This window comes from Enterovibrio qingdaonensis (assembly GCF_028683135.1).
GTDB lineage: Bacteria > Pseudomonadota > Gammaproteobacteria > Enterobacterales > Vibrionaceae > Enterovibrio > Enterovibrio qingdaonensis.
Map to the genome: position 1 here is coordinate 39,219 of NZ_JAJUBB010000025.1, position 16,471 is coordinate 55,689.

Sequence of the window (16,471 nt, forward strand, 5' to 3'; positions counted from 1 at the left end):
TCAGGAATAGAGGTGGAGCGGGAACGCCAGTTTGGTTACAAGATGTGCAAACAGAATGAAATGTCATGTTTTTTTGCATTTTTCTCTTGTCTCACCTGCTGGCATTAGATAGTATTCTCCCGCTCCCAATTGAAGGGAGTTGCGCTAGTGAACGACTTGGTCAGCTGGCTCAACAATTTGGAACATAGGTGGAACCCATGTACGAAATTCTACTTGTGATTTATCTGTTGGCCGCTCTTGGTGTAATTGGCCTGGTACTGGTTCAACAAGGTAAAGGCGCAGATATGGGAGCCTCATTTGGGGCTGGGGCATCAAACACAGTGTTTGGCTCTAGCGGCTCTGGAAACTTTCTGACCCGAATGACTGCGATTTTCGCGACAATATTTTTCATTCTCAGCCTTGTCTTGGGTAACATGACTGCTAAGCAGACCCAAGTAGTGGGTGAGTATGAAGACTTGAGTGTTCCAGTGGAACAAACTCAGTCAGTGGACGTGCCAGCTAAGAACAATAGCGACATCCCACAATAAAGAAATACTGCTGAGGTGGTGGAATTGGTAGACACGCTGTCTTGAGGGGGCAGTGCCTTTCGAGGCGTGCGGGTTCAAGTCCCGCTCTCAGCACCAAATAAAAATCCTCATTGAGGTTCGTTTCACTTGTAAAAGTGAGCGGTACGGCGATATAATGTGCGCCGTTCGGACGCGGGGTGGAGCAGCTTGGTAGCTCGTCGGGCTCATAACCCGAAGGTCGTCGGTTCAAATCCGGCCCCCGCAACCACTTTATCAGTGATTGTCATATAGAGACCACGACAGTCACTGGCTATGGGAAACCATAGCATCAGGGTCCAGTTGCATAAAACCCCGACATTCGGGGTTTTTTGTTATCTGAAGATGACCATTCGGATGAATACTGGGCTTTAGGCCCTTTTTTTATTTCTGGGGTTTGTATGACAGGACTAGAAAAACAGCTTCACGCCTTGCTTGAAGCACCTGTAGAGGCTTTGGACTACGAGCTTGTTGGGCTCGAGTTCGTTCGCGCTGGCCAGCACTCGACCCTTCGTATCTTCATTGATCACGAAAACGGTATTACAGTTGAAGACTGTGCTGAAGTTAGCCGTCAAGTTAGTGCAGTGATGGACGTAGAAGATCCAATCACTGTAGCTTACAATCTGGAAGTTTCTTCTCCAGGTTTGGAGCGACCACTGTTTAAAGCTGAACATTATCAGCGTTTTATCGGCCATGAAGTAACGATTGTACTGAAAATGGCTATGCAAAACCGTCGTAAGTGGAAAGGTGACATCCTTTCTATTGAAGGCGAGACCGTGACCATCAGCGTCGATGGCAACGAAGAAGCGTTCGCCCTGAGCAATATCGCCAAGGCCAACCTGGTTCCTTCATTTTAAGGCTAAATGAGGCATTAGTTCATGAACAAAGAAATCTTGGCTGTCGTAGAAGCGGTATCCAATGAAAAAGCAGTTCCTCGCGAGCGTATTTTTGAAGCGTTGGAAACCGCACTGGCTACGGCAACAAAGAAAAAATACGAAGCAGACATCGACGTACGTGTTGCAATCGACCGCAAAACTGGTGAATTCGATACATTCCGCCGTTGGTTGGTTGTTGAAGAGGTTGCTCTTCCTACACGCGAAATTACGCTGGAAGCAGCGCAATATGAAGATGAGTCTCTGGGTCTAGGCGGTTTTGTTGAAGACGAAATCGAATCTGTGACGTTTGACCGCATCACCACGCAAACTGCGAAGCAAGTTATCGTACAGAAAGTACGTGAAGCTGAGCGCGCACAAGTGGTTGAGCAGTTTATGGACAACGAAGGTGAGCTGATCACTGGTGTTGTTAAGAAAGTTAACCGCGATGTTGTTATTGTTGACCTAGGTAACAATGCTGAAGCGGCAATTCAACGTGACGACCAATTGCCACGTGAAAACTTCCGCCCAGGCGACCGCGTACGTGGTTTGCTGTATGCTGTACGTCCTGAAGCGCGTGGTTTCCAATTGTTCATGACTCGCTCTAAGTCTGAAATGCTGATCGAACTGTTCCGCATTGAAGTGCCAGAAATTGGCGAAGAGATGATCGAAGTGATGGGCGCGGCTCGTGATCCAGGTTCACGTGCGAAAATCGCAGTGAAAACGAACGACAAACGTATCGACCCTGTGGGTGCGTGTGTTGGTATGCGTGGTGCACGTGTACAAGCTGTTTCCGGTGAACTGGGCGGCGAGCGTATTGATATCGTGCTTTGGGATGATAACCCAGCGCAATTCGTTATCAATGCAATGGCTCCTGCTGACGTTGCATCGATCATCGTAGATGAAGATTCACACACTATGGACATTGCTGTAGAGGCAGACAACCTGGCTCAAGCAATCGGCCGTAATGGTCAGAACGTTCGTCTGGCTTCTCAACTGACCGGTTGGGAACTGAACGTAATGACAGTTCAAGACCTTCAGAAGAAACACCAGGAAGAAGCAGGCCAGTCTATTGAACTGTTCAGCAAGCACCTGGATATTGATGAAGATTTCGCAGCAGTTCTTGTAGAAGAAGGCTTCACTTCTTTGGAAGAAGTCGCTTATGTTCCAGCAGCTGAGCTTCTGGAAATCAACGGTCTTGACGAAGACACTGTTGAAGAGCTGCGCAACCGTGCGAAAGAAGCACTGACCACCATCGCGTTGGCAAAAGAAGAAATCCTTGATGGTGCTGAGCCAGCTGAAGACCTTCTTGGTCTAGAAGGCTTGGAGCGTGATTTTGCGTTCCGCCTAGCAGCGAAAGGCATTTGTACTCTGGAAGATCTCGCCGACCAAGGCACAGACGATCTTCTGGATATCGAGGGAATGGATGAAGTTAAAGCGGGCGAGCTTATCATGGCAGCACGCAATATTTGCTGGTTCAGCGACGAAGCTTAAGCGCAGCAAAGGAGGAGCAGAATGTCAGAGGTTACAGTTAAGGCACTGGCGAGCGAGATTGATACGCCGGTAGAACGTTTGCTGAAGCAATTACAAGATGCAGGCATTCAGAAATCGGCAGACGACAACGTAAGCCAAGATGAGAAACAAACCTTGCTGGCTCACCTAAAACGTGAGCATGGCGACGATGGTAGCGCTCCAACTCGACTGACGTTACAGCGCAAAAAACGCAGCACTTTGAGTGTTTCAAGTGCTGGCGGAAAGAGTAAGGATGTTCAAGTAGAAGTGCGCAAAAAGCGCACCTACGTGAAGCGCAGCGAACTAGAAGAACAACGTGTAGCGCAGGAAGCTGCACAACGTGAAGCTGAAGAAGCAGTACAGCGCGAGGCAGAGGAAAAGGCCCGCCGCGAAGCTGAAGAAGCAGCCAAACGAGAAGCCGAAGAGAAAGCAAAGCGCGAAGCTGAAGAGAAAGCTAAGCGCGAAGCTGAAGAAAAAGCACGAATTGCTGCAGAGAAAGCTAAAGCGATGAACGAAACTGCAGAAGAAACTGCGGCTCGTGAAGCTGCCGAAGTGCAAGCAAAGAAAGAAGCTGATGAACTCAAGCGTCGCCAGGAAGAGGAAGCCAAGCGTAAAGCTGAAGAAGAAAGTCAGCGCCAGCTAGAAGAGGCACGCAAAATGGCAGAATTGAATGAAGAGCGCTGGAGTCAACAAGACGCAGCGGTAGAGGTTATGGAAAAGGCAGATCACCACACCACGACCTCAAAGTACGCACGTGAAGCAGAAGACGAAGCGGATCGCCGCCAAGAAGCAGCACCTCGTCGTCGTAAGAAGAAAAAATCGGCGCAAGAAAAAGAAGACGCAACATCTTCTCGTGCTCGCGGTGGTAAAGGCGGCAAACTGAAAGGTCGCATGTCTAAGCCTACATCTATGCAGCATGGTTTCCAAAAACCTGCGCAGAAAGTTAACCGTGATGTAGAGATCGGCGAAACTGTAACGGTTGCCGAGCTAGCGAACAAGATGGCGGTTAAAGCCACTGAAGTTATCAAAGCCATGATGAAAATGGGTGCGATGGCAACCATCAACCAAGTGATTGATCAGGAAACTGCTCAACTGGTCGCTGAAGAGATGGGTCATAAAGTGGTTCTTCGTCGTGAAAACGAACTTGAAGAAGCAATCATGTCAGATCGTGATGACAACTCTAAGCGCGAACCTCGTGCGCCAGTTGTTACCATCATGGGTCACGTTGACCACGGTAAAACGTCGCTACTGGATTACATCCGTAAAGCGCACGTTGCATCAGGCGAAGCGGGTGGTATTACCCAGCACATTGGTGCATACCACGTTGAAACTGACAACGGCATGATCACCTTCCTGGATACTCCAGGACACGCAGCGTTTACATCTATGCGTGCTCGTGGTGCAAAAGCGACTGACCTTGTTGTTCTTGTTGTTGCTGCTGATGATGGTGTAATGCCACAAACTATCGAAGCAATCCAGCACGCAAAAGCGGCAGAAGTGCCTCTGATTGTTGCTGTGAACAAGATCGATAAAGAAGCGGCTAACCCAGATCAAGTTAAAAACGAACTGGCTCAGCACAACGTAATCCCAGAAGAGTGGGGCGGCGAGAACATGTTTGTTCATGTTTCTGCTAAGCAAGGTATCAACATTGATGCACTGCTTGAAGCTATCCTGCTGCAATCAGAAGTTCTAGAGTTGGAAGCTGTTCGCGATGGTATGGCGAGTGGTGTGGTTATCGAATCTCGCCTAGATAAAGGTCGTGGTCCGGTAGCAACCGTTCTGGTACAAGAAGGTACGCTGAAAAAAGGCGATATCGTTCTATGTGGTCTGGAGTACGGTCGTGTTCGTGCGATGCGTGACGAAAACGGTCAAGAAGTAGAGACTGCTGGTCCATCTATCCCAGTAGAAATCTTGGGTCTGTCTGGTGTTCCTCAAGCGGGTGACGAAGCGACTGTAGTGCGTGATGAGCGTAAAGCTCGTGAAGTTGCGCTTTACCGTCAAGGCAAGTTCCGTGATGTGAAACTGGCACGTCAGCAGAAATCTAAACTGGAAAACATGTTCTCTAACATGGCTGAAGGTGAAGTGTCTGAACTGAACGTTGTTCTGAAAGCAGACGTACAAGGTTCTGTTGAAGCGATTGCAGACTCACTGGTTAAACTGTCTACTGACGAAGTTAAAGTTAAAATCGTTGGTTCAGGTGTTGGTGCAATCACCGAAACTGATGCGGTTCTGGCTGCAGCGTCTAACGCGATTCTGGTTGGCTTTAACGTACGTGCTGATGCATCTGCACGTAAGACTATCGAAGCAGAAAGCCTGGATCTACGTTACTACTCAGTAATCTACGCCCTGATTGATGAAGTGAAACAAGCGATGAGCGGTATGCTTGCGCCTGAGTTCAAACAACAAATCATGGGTCTTGCTGAAGTACGTGAAGTCTTCAAATCACCTAAGATTGGTGCAATTGCAGGCTGTATCGTTTCTGAAGGCACCATCAAGCGTAACAACCCAATCCGCGTACTGCGCGATAACGTTGTTATCTATGAAGGTGAGCTTGAGTCACTGCGTCGCTTTAAAGACGACGTTAACGAAGTGGCGAAAGGTTACGAGTGTGGTATCGGCGTTAAGAACTACAACGATGTACGTGTAGGCGACCAAATCGAAGTATTCGAAATTGTCGAAGTAAAACGTACCATCGATTAATAGCTGCCTGTAACAGGTTGTTTATAAACACCATGGGGGGAAGTGCTTTGCGCTTTCCCCCCATTTCGTATAAGAGAATAGCGTTATGGCAAAAGAATATAGCCGCACACAACGCGTGTCGCAGCAAGTGCAAAAAGAAATCGCACTGATCCTGCAACGCGAAATCAAAGACCCACGCATCGGTATGGTAACTGTATCGGATGTTGAGGTGTCTCGTGACTTGGCTTATGCAAAAGTATTCGTGACCTTCCTGACCATGGGTGATCAAACACCTCAAGGTGGTTTGGAAGCACTTCAGGAAGCAACAGGTTATATCCGTAGCCTTTTGGGTAAAGCGATTCGTCTTCGCGTAACCCCTGAGATTACTTTCTTCTTCGATGAGTCGCTGACCGAAGGTATGCGTATTTCGAACTTGGTTACTCAAGCGGTAAAATCTGATGAAGATCGTCGCGTTGACCAAGATGGAGAGGAAGAGTAATGGGTCGCCGTCCACGTCGCCGCGGACGTCCTGTTGATGGGATTATCCTTCTGGATAAACCGACTGGCATTACGTCTAATGCAGCACTGCAAAAAGTAAAGAATATCTACTTTGCGGAGAAAGCGGGCCATACCGGTGCACTGGATCCGCTGGCAACGGGCATGTTGCCAATCTGCTTTGGTGAAGCGACCAAGTTTTCTCAGTTCCTGCTGGATTCTGACAAGCGTTACCGTGTTATTGCCAAGTTAGGTGAGCGCACGAATACGTCAGACTCTGACGGTGAAGTGGTGGAAACGCGTGAAGTGAAAGTGAACCTTGGTGACCTTGAGCGCAGTATTGCGTCATTCCGTGGCGACACGATGCAGGTACCTTCAATGTTCTCTGCATTGAAGTATGAGGGTAAGCCACTTTACGAATATGCGCGTGCGGGCATTGAAATCCCACGTGAAGCTCGCAAGATCACCGTTTACGAAATTTCGCTTCTGCGCTTTGAAGGCCATGAAGTAGAGATGGAAGTGCATTGCTCAAAAGGTACGTATATTCGTACTATCGTTGACGATCTTGGTGAGATGCTAGGCTGTGGTGCGCACGTAACCATGCTACGTCGTACAGGTGTTTCTGGTTATCCTTATGAAAGAATGGTGACACTGGAGCAACTGGAAGCCTTGCTTGAGCAAGCGCGTGAGCAAGATATTCAACCTCGTGAATTGCTGGATCCGCTTTTGCTTCCATTGGACACGGCGGTTCAAGATTTGCGTGAAGTGAATTTAATCCCTGCGGTAGCAAGTTATGCACTGCAAGGTCAGGCAGTACAGATCCCAAATGCGCCAGCAGAAGGTGAAGTGGTGCGCATGACTGTCGGTGAAGATCGTACCTTTATTGGCGTAGGTGAAACCGATGCGGATGGTCGTTTGAAACCACGCCGTCTGGTTCGCACTCACGATCAATAATTAATAGGCTGAGTTCATTGAACAGCAGTTGCCTTATTCAAGGAATCGCTGTAGAATTCGCCGCCTCGGGTGTCGGCTGAATCAGAGATTGGCTGACACAAATTAAAACCTTTTACATTTAGGAAAAGACTATGTCTCTGAATGCAGAAACTAAAGCAGCAATCGTTGCTGAATACGCGCAAGGCGCAAACGACACTGGTTCTCCAGAAGTACAAGTAGCTCTGCTGACTGCTTCTATCAACCACCTGCAAGGCCACTTCGCTGAGCACAAAGGTGATCACCACAGCCGTCGCGGTCTGCTGCGCATGGTTTCTCGTCGTCGTAAACTTCTGGATTACCTGAAGGGCAAAAACGCCGACCGTTACCTTGAGCTGATCAAGCGTCTGGGTCTGCGTCGCTAATAAGCCTTTGGCTTTTAAGCATCGCATTCCGAAAAGGAGCCATTCGTGGCTCCTTTTCTCGTTTTTGCTCTCCTAAAAATGCTCCTATCGACTAGCATTAGCGTTCGATGATGCTCTTCTCTTCAATCACTTTGTGTGGATTGAGTGTAAACCTTACTGGCCAAACGAATTATCTGGGATTAACGCACGAAACTTATCTCTGTAAGTTACCGTTAATGGTTCTGGCGTGTATAATATTGGCGCTTTCACTGGTCTCACAGTCAACGAAGTCGACCATCAGGTCGCGACTATTGAGAGAGCTTTATGACTAAAAGTTTTGTCATTAGTCGCGATTGGTGAGGCCCTGAAAGAACTGCAATCGGCGCAAAAAGCGCAAAACAACAAGGAATTTCACGTGAATCCAATCGTAAAAACATTCCAGTATGGTAACCATACTGTGACACTGGAAACTGGCGTAATGGCACGTCAGGCAACTGCTGCTGTAATGGTAAGCATGGACGATACGTCTGTATTCGTAAGTGTTGTTGGAAAGAAAGAAGCCGTTGAAGGTCAAGACTTCTTCCCTCTGACGGTTAACTACCAAGAGCGTACTTACGCAGCGGGTAAAATCCCAGGTGGTTTCTTCAAGCGTGAAGGTCGTCCTTCTGAAGGCGAAACCCTGACTGCGCGTCTTATCGACCGCCCAATCCGTCCACTGTTCCCAGATAACTTCAAAAACGAAGTGCAGGTTATCGCGACTGTGGTTTCGGTAAACCCGAACGTTAGCCCTGACATCGTTACCATGATTGGTACGTCTGCGGCACTGGCTATCTCTGGTATTCCATTCAATGGCCCAATCGGTGCTGCGCGCGTTGGTTTCATCAACGATGAGTTGGTACTGAACCCAAGCAACACTGAGCTAGAAAACAGCCGTCTGGATCTGGTTGTAGCAGGTACTGAAGGCGCAGTTCTGATGGTTGAATCAGAAGCTGACCGTCTGTCAGAAGAGCAAATGCTGCAAGCGGTTGTATACGGTCACGATCAACAACAAGTGGTTATTCAGGCTATCAAAGAGTTCGCAGCAGAAGTTGCTACTCCAGCTTGGGATTGGACTGCGCCAGTAGTAAACACTGAGCTGAAAGCGCGTGTTGCTGAACTGGCTGAAGCGCAATTCACCGAAGCGTACCAAATCACTGAGAAAATGGCGCGTTACGACCGTGTTGGCGAAATCAAGTCAAGCGTGAAAGAGCAACTGCTTGAGCAAGACGAGACGCTGGACGCGCGTGAAATCCAAGGCATGCTGTACAGCCTTGAGAAGAACGTAGTACGTAGCCGCATCATCGCGGGCGAACCACGTATCGACGGCCGTGAGAAAGACATGGTTCGTGCGCTGGACGTTCGTACTGGTGTTCTGCCACGTACTCACGGTTCATCACTGTTCACTCGTGGTGAAACTCAGGCACTGGTTACTGCAACTCTGGGTACTCAGCGTGATGCGCAAATCATCGATTCCATCACTGGTGAGTCTACGGATAACTTCCTGTTCCACTACAACTTCCCTCCATACTGTGTAGGTGAGACTGGCTTTGTTGGCTCTCCTAAGCGTCGTGAAATCGGCCACGGTAAACTGGCGAAGCGTGGTATCCAATCAGTGATGCCATCTCAGGAAGAATTCCCATACACCGTTCGCGTTGTATCTGAAATCACTGAATCTAACGGTTCTTCTTCAATGGCTTCTGTGTGTGGTTCATCGCTAGCGCTGATGGATGCAGGCGTGCCAATCAAGAAATCTGTTGCGGGTATCGCGATGGGTCTTGTGAAAGAAGGCGAAGAGTTTGTTGTTCTGTCTGACATTCTGGGTGACGAAGACCACCTGGGCGACATGGACTTTAAAGTAGCGGGTACTGATGATGGTGTTACTGCACTGCAGATGGACATCAAGATCGAAGGTATCACCAAAGAGATCATGCAAATTGCTCTGAACCAAGCAAAAGGTGCGCGTCTGCACATCCTGAGCGTAATGGATTCAGCAATCTCTTCTGCTCGTGAAGATATCTCTCAGTTCGCGCCACGTATCCATACCATCAAGATCAACCCAGAGAAGATCAAAGATGTTATCGGTAAAGGCGGTGCGGTTATCCGTGCACTGACTGAAGAAACTGAAACCACTATCGAAATCGAAGATGACGGTACAGTGAAGATCGCAGCAACTGACGGCGACAAAGCGAAAGCAGCGATTGCGCGCATTGAAGCGTTGACCGCAGAAGTTGAAGTTGGTCGTATCTACACAGGTAAAGTTACGCGCATCGTAGACTTCGGTTGCTTCGTGTCAGTTATCGGCACCAAAGAAGGTCTGGTACACATTTCTCAAGTTGCTGATCAGCGCATCGAGAAAGTGTCTGACTACGTTGAGCAAGGCCAAGAAGTTAAAGTTAAGGTTCTGGAAATCGACCGTCAAGGTCGTATCCGTTTGAGCATGAAAGAAGCAGTAGAGCAAGCCCCTGCTGCTGAAGAAAATGCTGCACAGCCAGACGCTGACGCTTAATAGGTTTACGCCGAGCGTGTAAACAAGGTATAAAAAGGGGGCTTTGCCCCCTTTTTTGCTATATGGAGATTGTTTGCAAATGCTAAAAAATAGATGGCTTCCGCTGACGGTTGCCTGCAGCCTGTTACTCTTGTCAGGTTGCCAGACAACGTCCCAGACGATCGAAGTCACTCAGCCATGGCATCTGCTTCCGATGGCTGTTCCTCTTCAGCCGACCACGCAACAGGAAGTGCAATTAGCAAGAATCGATCAGATATTGCTACGCGATGATCTTACTGACCAAGACAAAGCGCAGATTTATTATGAACGTGGACTGGTGAATGACAATTTGGGGTTGCGAGATCTCGCGCGACTCGACTTCAATCGTTCTCTCTCATTTAACCCCGCGCAGCCCGATGTGTTTAATATCCTAGGCGTGTATTTCACGCAAAATGGCCTTTATGATGCGGCGTATGAAGCGTTTGATTCGACGCTAGAGTTAGATGAGTCACACCAATTTGCAGAGCGAAACCGTGGTATTGCGCTTTACTATGGTGGCCGCTACATGCTGGCGGAAAGAGACTTAATCAAGCATTACAATGACAACGTAAATGATGCTTACCGCGCGTTGTGGCTTTACCTCGTCGAAGTGGAAAAAGACGGGCTAGAAGCTGCCAAGGCACAACTTACTACTCGCTATGCAAACTCTGACAAGCAAGATTGGGGCTGGGAGATTGCAAAACTTTATATCAATGAAGTAAGTGAAGAACAGTTCTTCCGCGACATCATGCTAACCAGTCAGAATAATGCACAGCTCGCACAACGCTTGTGCGAGGGGTATTTCTATTTAGCCAAGCGTTATCAAGCACTCGGTGATATTAGCTCTGCAGTGGCACTGTATAAGCTCGCCATGTCAGGCAATGTGTATGACTATGTTGAGCATCGTTATGCGATGCTAGAGCTCAGCAGGATAGCTCAGCAAGTTGCACAACAGTCGCTGTCTAAGTCTTAACAAGTAGTGCGATGTGTAACCATAAAAAAGAAGCCGCATTAGCGGCTTCTTTTTTTACACATTTAGCTAGCAGTCAATTACGGGTGTACTGCCATACCTTCGATATTATGCCAATAGCCGTTGCAGAAATGGCTTTTAGGAGCAAAGCCACCTTCACCGCGTTTAAAGCCGGCAAGCACGTCAAGCGTGTCGATATGCTGAGGACTGATACGCACGACATCCACCAACCCCTGCATCGACGCCAAATCAGCACTTAGGTCATAGCAATAGCCAGACTGAGTTTGAATGCCGTTTAGCGTAAACACGGGCTGACCTTCCTGGCTTTTCACTTCCAAACCTTGTGGATAGTTAATACAGCAGGTTTCGCATTTGTCCTTTGGACGGTCTTCCGCTCGTGCACTAAAGCAGCGAGCTGAATAAGCCAGTGGTAAATGGCCGTAAGAGAACACTTCTACTTCAAACTGATCACGGATGCCGAGAGTCTCAGCCTGAGCCAGCACTTTTTGAAGCCACTCGCGCGACAATTCAACTGGCATGCACCAGCGCGTCATCCCTTTTTTCACCATTACCTGCAATGCTTGCGCGTTATACAGATTAAGCGCGGGACCCGCGACGAAAGGGACGCCTTTTTCATGCGCCAATTGGATGGCCGATACATCGTTCGCTTCGACGGTAAATTCACCATTGTCGATGTAGCGTTGCATTACATTGACTTCACTTGGGGCTTCAAGCAATGCCATGGTCGAGATCACGACCTGTTTGCCACTGGCGGCTAGTGCTCTGCCCAGTTCCAGCCAATCGCTACTGCGCATCTCCCTGCGCTTGGAACAGACTGTCTCACCAAGGTATACAATGTCAGCATCGCTGTTTACGGCACGTTGATAAAACGTTTCGACGTCGTTTTTGGGCCAGAAATAGAGTAGGGGGCCGAGAGAGTATTTCATGGTTTGCTCCATTACTGCCATTTGCGGTGGTATGCACCGAGTGTTGTTTGTGCCCCTTCAGAAACGCTATCCAGACACTGATTCCATTGTGGAAGGACTTGGTAACCTTCTGGATTGGCTTTATAGCTGTCGATGGCTTGACGCCAAGTGCGCGTCACTTGCTCGACGTAAGCTGGGCTGCGTTGGCGACCTTCAATTTTCACCGACGCTATGTTGGCTTCAAACAGCTCAGGCAAAATAGAAAGGGTATTCAGGCTCGTTGGTTCTTCCAAGGCATGGAATGCAGGACCATCAGTGACAAAACGGCCTTTACATAGCGTTGGGTAGCCTGCGTTTTCTCCCGCTTTATAACGGTCGATAAGGATGTCGTTCAGGCGGGACTCGAGCCCTTGTGGTGTTTCCTGCCAGCGAACGTATTTTGCTGGCGAACATGCACCTACCGTATTGGGCGATTCACCTGTTAGGTAAGACGAAAGGTAACAACGGCCTTCTGACATGATACAAAGGCTACCAAACGCAAAGACCTCAAGATCAACATCGGTTGTTCTCGCCAGCTGCTTTACTTGATGCATAGATAGCACGCGAGGCAACACAACGCGTTTGACGTTGAAGTGGTCTTTATAAAACTGGATGGCGGCACTGTTTGTCGCGGACGCCTGAACGGACAAGTGTATTTCCATATCAGGATGTTTGCTGGCCGCGTAATCAAGCACCGCAAGGTCAGCAATGATGAGTGCATCAACACCCAGGTCAACGGCTGCATCTACTGCATCTGTCCAGCGGTTGAATCCGTCAGGGTGTGCGAAGGTATTTAGCGCAACATGGATGTGTTTGTTCTTGTCGTGGACATACTGAACGGCTTTCTCGAGCTTTTTACCGTCAAAGTTCAGACCTGCGAAGTGGCGAGCGTTGGTACCATCTTTAAAGCCGATATATACGGCATCTGCGCCATTATCAATGGCTGTTTTCAGAGCAGGAAGGTTACCTGCAGGGCAAAGCAATTCCATAAATATCCCACGCCGTAGTATCTGGCTGTAGATTGTGAATCTAAACGTGAGATTTTATGCAGCCTGCAAGAGGCAGGTTTTGATGTAAGGCAGGTTTGGTTAATAAATTGCGGCGCAAGGGTAACAAAAAGCCACAACAATTGCGGTTTGTTGTGGCTTTGATTGTTTTTGCATCAATGAATTAAGACGCGGCTTTACGGGCTTTGTAATGTCCAACCAAGAGAGCTTCAAACTCTGCACGAGGCATAGGTTTGTAGAAATGAAAGCCCTGAATCGTGTCACATTTCAAGTTTGCGAGTACGCTTGCTTGTTTCCCTGACTCGACGCCTTCGGCAACGACAGACATGTTCAATGAACGTCCCAAATTGATGATGTTTTCTATCAAGGTAACCTGCTTGGGCACGGTTTCCATGTCCATGATAAAAGCGCGGTCAATCTTAAGCTCGTCGAGCGGGAATTTGGCGAGGTAAGACAATGAAGAGTACCCCGTTCCAAAATCATCAATCGAGAGTGCAAAGCCCAAGTCTTTAATCGCATTCAGCATTTGAATGGCATGTTCACCGTCGTTCATGACCGCACTTTCCGTCAGCTCGAAGGTGATGAGCGATGGATCGGTTTGCGTTGCTACCTGCAGCTTCTTCATGTGGGACGTTAAATTGGGATTACGAAATTGCTGCGGCGACAGGTTAATAGCAACACGCCCAGGAAGCACTTTCATGCTTTGCCAGCGGCGCACTGCTTGGAAGACTTCGCGCATGACGTTTCGACCCAGCAACTCAATCATGCCTGAGCGCTCTGCAACGGGTATAAAACGCGCAGGACTGATATAGCCTTCAACGGGATGTTTCCAACGAACCAATGCTTCTGCACCGTTAATGGTGTGATCTTTCGCGTTTACTTTTGGTTGGTACCACACTTCTAGCCCGTTGTTCTGCAGGGCTTTTTGAAGTTCGATCTCCAGCCAAAGTCGCATGCGTGCTTCTTTGTTCATGTGCTGGCTATACGAAACAACACGGTTTCTGCCTTGCTCTTTGGCTTCGTACATGGCGGTATCCGCATTTTGCAGCAGGCTTCGCGCGTCTTTACCGTCGCCAGGGAATTTCACTAACCCGATTGAACATGCCAAAAACTTACTGAAATGGTAAAGGTCGAAAGGTTGACTGATCACATCGACAATGCGTTTCGCCAATTCCTCCGCAACCTCTTCACTGCTTTGCTCGGGCAGCAGTACCGCGAATTCATCTCCGCCTAAGTGGCCGAGAATCGTTTCTGACGGTAGTTGTCGACGAAGACGTTGGGCAATATCTTGTAATACGCGGTCGCCAATGTGATGGCCCAGCGAGTCGTTGATATTTTTAAAGTTGTCGACATCAAGGTAGAACATGACGAGAGGTGTATTGGCTGCAATAAGCTGTTCTAAACGTCTCGAAAAACCGTGTCGGTTATATAGGCCCGTCAGCGCATCAAATTGCGCGAGTTTTTCAATCGTTTGTTTATGTTCGAGTGCCACCCCTGCTTTTGTCATCGTCAACATGCCACCCTTGCCGCCCAATAAGCTTATCGGACTGTAAGACAAGTTTACGGATGCATTCTCATGCTCAGTATGAACAGGCAGGCAGGTGAGTTGCTGGCCGGGTTTAAGCAGGGCTATGAGTTCTAACAGGTGCTTGCCCGGTTTTGGGCTTGCTAGAAGCTTTTCAATGTCTTCGCCCAAGATTTCATTTGGGTCGTTAAATCCAAGCATGCTCACAGCTTGGGGATTGGCGGACATCACAATGCCGTTGTCCAGAACGCAGCACCCATCACCAATTAGCTTGCATAAGCTGTCAAAACGGCTTTCAGATGACTCCAACGCGCTGGTCAGTACTTGTCTTTCAGAGGTATCAGCGGCATGAAAAATGATGAGTTCAGAAGGCCATTCACCGTGTTGATGATTCTCGAAAGGCGACACGCTGAAATGAAAGCTGGAATCGTGAATGCCATCATTAAGCACGACTTCCCCTTCAGAGCTTTCACCGGATATCGCGCGCTCATAATGAGGCTTTAGCGCGTCGTAGAAAGCTGAACCTAATATTTCCTTGTCGTGTTTTCCTGTTAACTCTGTTTGTTCTAACCCGCTGATTTCGCAATAGCGTTGGCTTGCCCAAAGATAGCGATGATCGTTATCTAATACGGCAAATAAAAAAGGGCTGTTAAGAGTTAGACGGGAAAACCAATACGTTAACTGCTCGATTGGCATTGAGGCACCACATATCCTATTTTTTTGGAGCGCGTTCCTATAGTTACTCCATTTTTGAGACAACACTATATAACGGGAGAGGGGGGAGGATAAACCTTTATGATAAAGAGCTTTGTTTTTTTGACATAAGGCATAATATTGACGCAACACACTGGCATACAATGTCACGCAATATCGCATCAATCAAACTTGGATGGCTCTCTTGCTTAACAAATTTCACTCAACGCTTGTTCACCAAGCGCCATCGCTATTCCGCTTACCGGTAAAAATCATGCCTGCGTCGATTCAACAGACGCTCATGCTTGAAACGCTAAAGCGCGTGTTTCGTGAAGCTTTAGACGATGGGGAGTTTGAGTTCCTCGAAAATCGTTGGCTGGAAGTGCATGTTAGAGACGTGGATTTCAAAAGCTATATCAGTTTTGTTGACGATAAACTGGTAGTCAGTAGCGATGTCGCTGAGGCGGATGTGCGTTTCAGCGGTAACCTTAACGATCTTGTTCTGATTGCGGCACGTAAAGAAGACCCAGACACACTCTTTTTCCAACGTCGCTTACTTATTGAAGGTGATACCGAGTTGGGTTTGGAAGTGAAAAACTTGATGGACAGTGTCGACCTAGACTCGTTACCACCAATTCTTCGTCAAGGGTTATTCTCTTTGGCGGATTTTGTTCAAAAAGGCCTACAAATGCCAATCGATGTAAAAGGGGTTGAGCATGCTCATAAGATCTGAAGCACCCGCTGATTTGTTGGCGATTGACCGTTTGTTGAAAAAAACGTTTCCGACAGATGCTGAGGCGAATCTGGTCATGACGCTACGTGAGAATGGGCATAACACGCTGTCTCTAGTGGCCTGTAACGACGAAGGCAAGTTGATTGGTCATGCCATGTTTAGTCCGGTTATGGTCGGTGGGCAGGACATTGGTGTGCAAGGGTTGGCACCTGTGTCCGTTCATCCTGATTATCGCCAGCAGGGTATTGCGGCTCAATTGGTGCGCGAAGGGTTTGAGATCTTGGCGGAGTTTGGGTACCCCGCGTGTGTCGTGCTAGGTGACCCTAACTATTATTCTCGCTTTGCATTTCAACCAGCGTCTTCATTCAATCTCCACTGTAAGTGGGATGTACCAGCGGAGGCCTTTATGGGTATAGAACTGTATGAGAACGCATTTCGTGATTGCCAAGGTTTGGTCGAGTACTCGTTTGAGTTTGATGCGTTGTGACCTTCTCTTTTTGAGTAACATCAGAGAGCAGCTTTCGCTGCTCTCTTTCGTTTTTGTAAATCAAAAAGTTTTGTTAGGATCCATACGTTAACGT

Annotated in this window: 14 protein-coding genes and 2 tRNA genes; 13 read left to right on the plus strand and 3 right to left on the minus strand. The window is 48.2% G+C overall.

Annotation, left to right across the window (positions count from 1 at the left end):
* Nucleotides 1–197: 197 nt before the first annotated feature.
* From secG to nlpI, 11 genes are all read left to right on the plus strand, one after another.
* A complete protein-coding gene (gene secG, locus LRP49_RS22260) occupies nt 198–527 on the plus strand; it encodes a preprotein translocase subunit SecG (protein WP_274145132.1) in 330 nt (109 codons plus the stop codon).
* A 9-nt stretch (nt 528–536) separates the two neighbouring features.
* Nucleotides 537–623: transfer RNA gene (locus tag LRP49_RS22265), tRNA-Leu, on the plus strand.
* Between the two features lie 74 nt (nt 624–697).
* Nucleotides 698–774: transfer RNA gene (locus tag LRP49_RS22270), tRNA-Met, on the plus strand.
* A 169-nt stretch (nt 775–943) separates the two neighbouring features.
* Nucleotides 944–1,399 (plus strand): ribosome maturation factor RimP, encoded by a 456-nt coding sequence (gene rimP / locus LRP49_RS22275; protein ID WP_274145134.1) that lies wholly within the window; start codon nt 944–946, stop codon nt 1,397–1,399.
* Between the two features lie 21 nt (nt 1,400–1,420).
* Nucleotides 1,421–2,908 (plus strand): transcription termination factor NusA, encoded by a 1,488-nt coding sequence (gene nusA, locus LRP49_RS22280; protein ID WP_274145136.1) that lies wholly within the window; start codon nt 1,421–1,423, stop codon nt 2,906–2,908.
* Nucleotides 2,909–2,929: 21 nt separating this feature from the next.
* On the plus strand, nt 2,930–5,626 hold the full coding sequence (gene infB, locus LRP49_RS22285) for a translation initiation factor IF-2 (protein ID WP_274145137.1): 2,697 nt from the start codon (nt 2,930–2,932) through the stop codon (nt 5,624–5,626).
* 85 nt (nt 5,627–5,711) lie between these two features.
* The gene (gene rbfA, locus LRP49_RS22290) at nt 5,712–6,104 is read left to right on the plus strand and encodes a 30S ribosome-binding factor RbfA (RefSeq protein WP_274145139.1); all 393 of its coding nucleotides are present in this window, start codon (nt 5,712–5,714) and stop codon (nt 6,102–6,104) included.
* Complete coding sequence (gene truB / locus LRP49_RS22295) at nt 6,104–7,054, plus strand: tRNA pseudouridine(55) synthase TruB (protein ID WP_274145141.1); 951 nt, start codon at nt 6,104–6,106, stop codon at nt 7,052–7,054. Before rbfA ends, truB begins: the two co-directional genes overlap by 1 nt.
* Before the next feature lie 131 nt (nt 7,055–7,185).
* The gene (gene rpsO, locus LRP49_RS22300; protein ID WP_274145142.1) at nt 7,186–7,455 is read left to right on the plus strand and encodes a 30S ribosomal protein S15; all 270 of its coding nucleotides are present in this window, start codon (nt 7,186–7,188) and stop codon (nt 7,453–7,455) included.
* 394 nt (nt 7,456–7,849) lie between these two features.
* Nucleotides 7,850–9,979 (plus strand): polyribonucleotide nucleotidyltransferase, encoded by a 2,130-nt coding sequence (gene pnp, locus LRP49_RS22305; RefSeq protein ID WP_274145144.1) that lies wholly within the window; start codon nt 7,850–7,852, stop codon nt 9,977–9,979.
* 79 nt (nt 9,980–10,058) lie between these two features.
* Nucleotides 10,059–10,970 carry a lipoprotein NlpI gene (gene nlpI / locus LRP49_RS22310; RefSeq protein WP_274145145.1) on the plus strand — a complete coding sequence of 304 codons (912 nt, stop codon included), beginning with the start codon at nt 10,059–10,061 and terminating at the stop codon, nt 10,968–10,970.
* A gap of 77 nt (nt 10,971–11,047) precedes the next feature.
* Here nlpI and LRP49_RS22315 read toward each other — a convergent pair whose 3' ends face one another.
* The 3 genes from LRP49_RS22315 to LRP49_RS22325 form a co-directional block, all read right to left on the minus strand.
* Nucleotides 11,048–11,914 (minus strand): U32 family peptidase, encoded by an 867-nt coding sequence (locus LRP49_RS22315; RefSeq protein WP_274145147.1) that lies wholly within the window; start codon nt 11,912–11,914, stop codon nt 11,048–11,050.
* An 11-nt stretch (nt 11,915–11,925) separates the two neighbouring features.
* Nucleotides 11,926–12,921 (minus strand): ubiquinone anaerobic biosynthesis protein UbiU, encoded by a 996-nt coding sequence (gene ubiU / locus LRP49_RS22320; RefSeq protein WP_274145149.1) that lies wholly within the window; start codon nt 12,919–12,921, stop codon nt 11,926–11,928.
* Nucleotides 12,922–13,102: 181 nt separating this feature from the next.
* The gene (locus LRP49_RS22325) at nt 13,103–15,160 is read right to left on the minus strand and encodes a sensor domain-containing protein (protein WP_274145151.1); all 2,058 of its coding nucleotides are present in this window, start codon (nt 15,158–15,160) and stop codon (nt 13,103–13,105) included.
* Between the two features lie 202 nt (nt 15,161–15,362).
* Between LRP49_RS22325 and ubiT the strand changes: the two genes are divergently transcribed.
* Both ubiT and LRP49_RS22335 read left to right on the plus strand, forming a co-directional pair.
* Nucleotides 15,363–15,890, plus strand: a complete 528-nt coding sequence (gene ubiT / locus LRP49_RS22330) for a ubiquinone anaerobic biosynthesis accessory factor UbiT (RefSeq protein ID WP_274145153.1) — start codon at nt 15,363–15,365, stop codon at nt 15,888–15,890.
* Entirely contained in the window at nt 15,874–16,377 is a 504-nt protein-coding gene (locus tag LRP49_RS22335; protein ID WP_274145155.1) for a GNAT family N-acetyltransferase, read from the plus strand. The genes ubiT and LRP49_RS22335 overlap by 17 nt, the downstream gene beginning before the upstream one ends.
* The last annotated feature ends 94 nt before the right edge of the window (nt 16,378–16,471 follow it).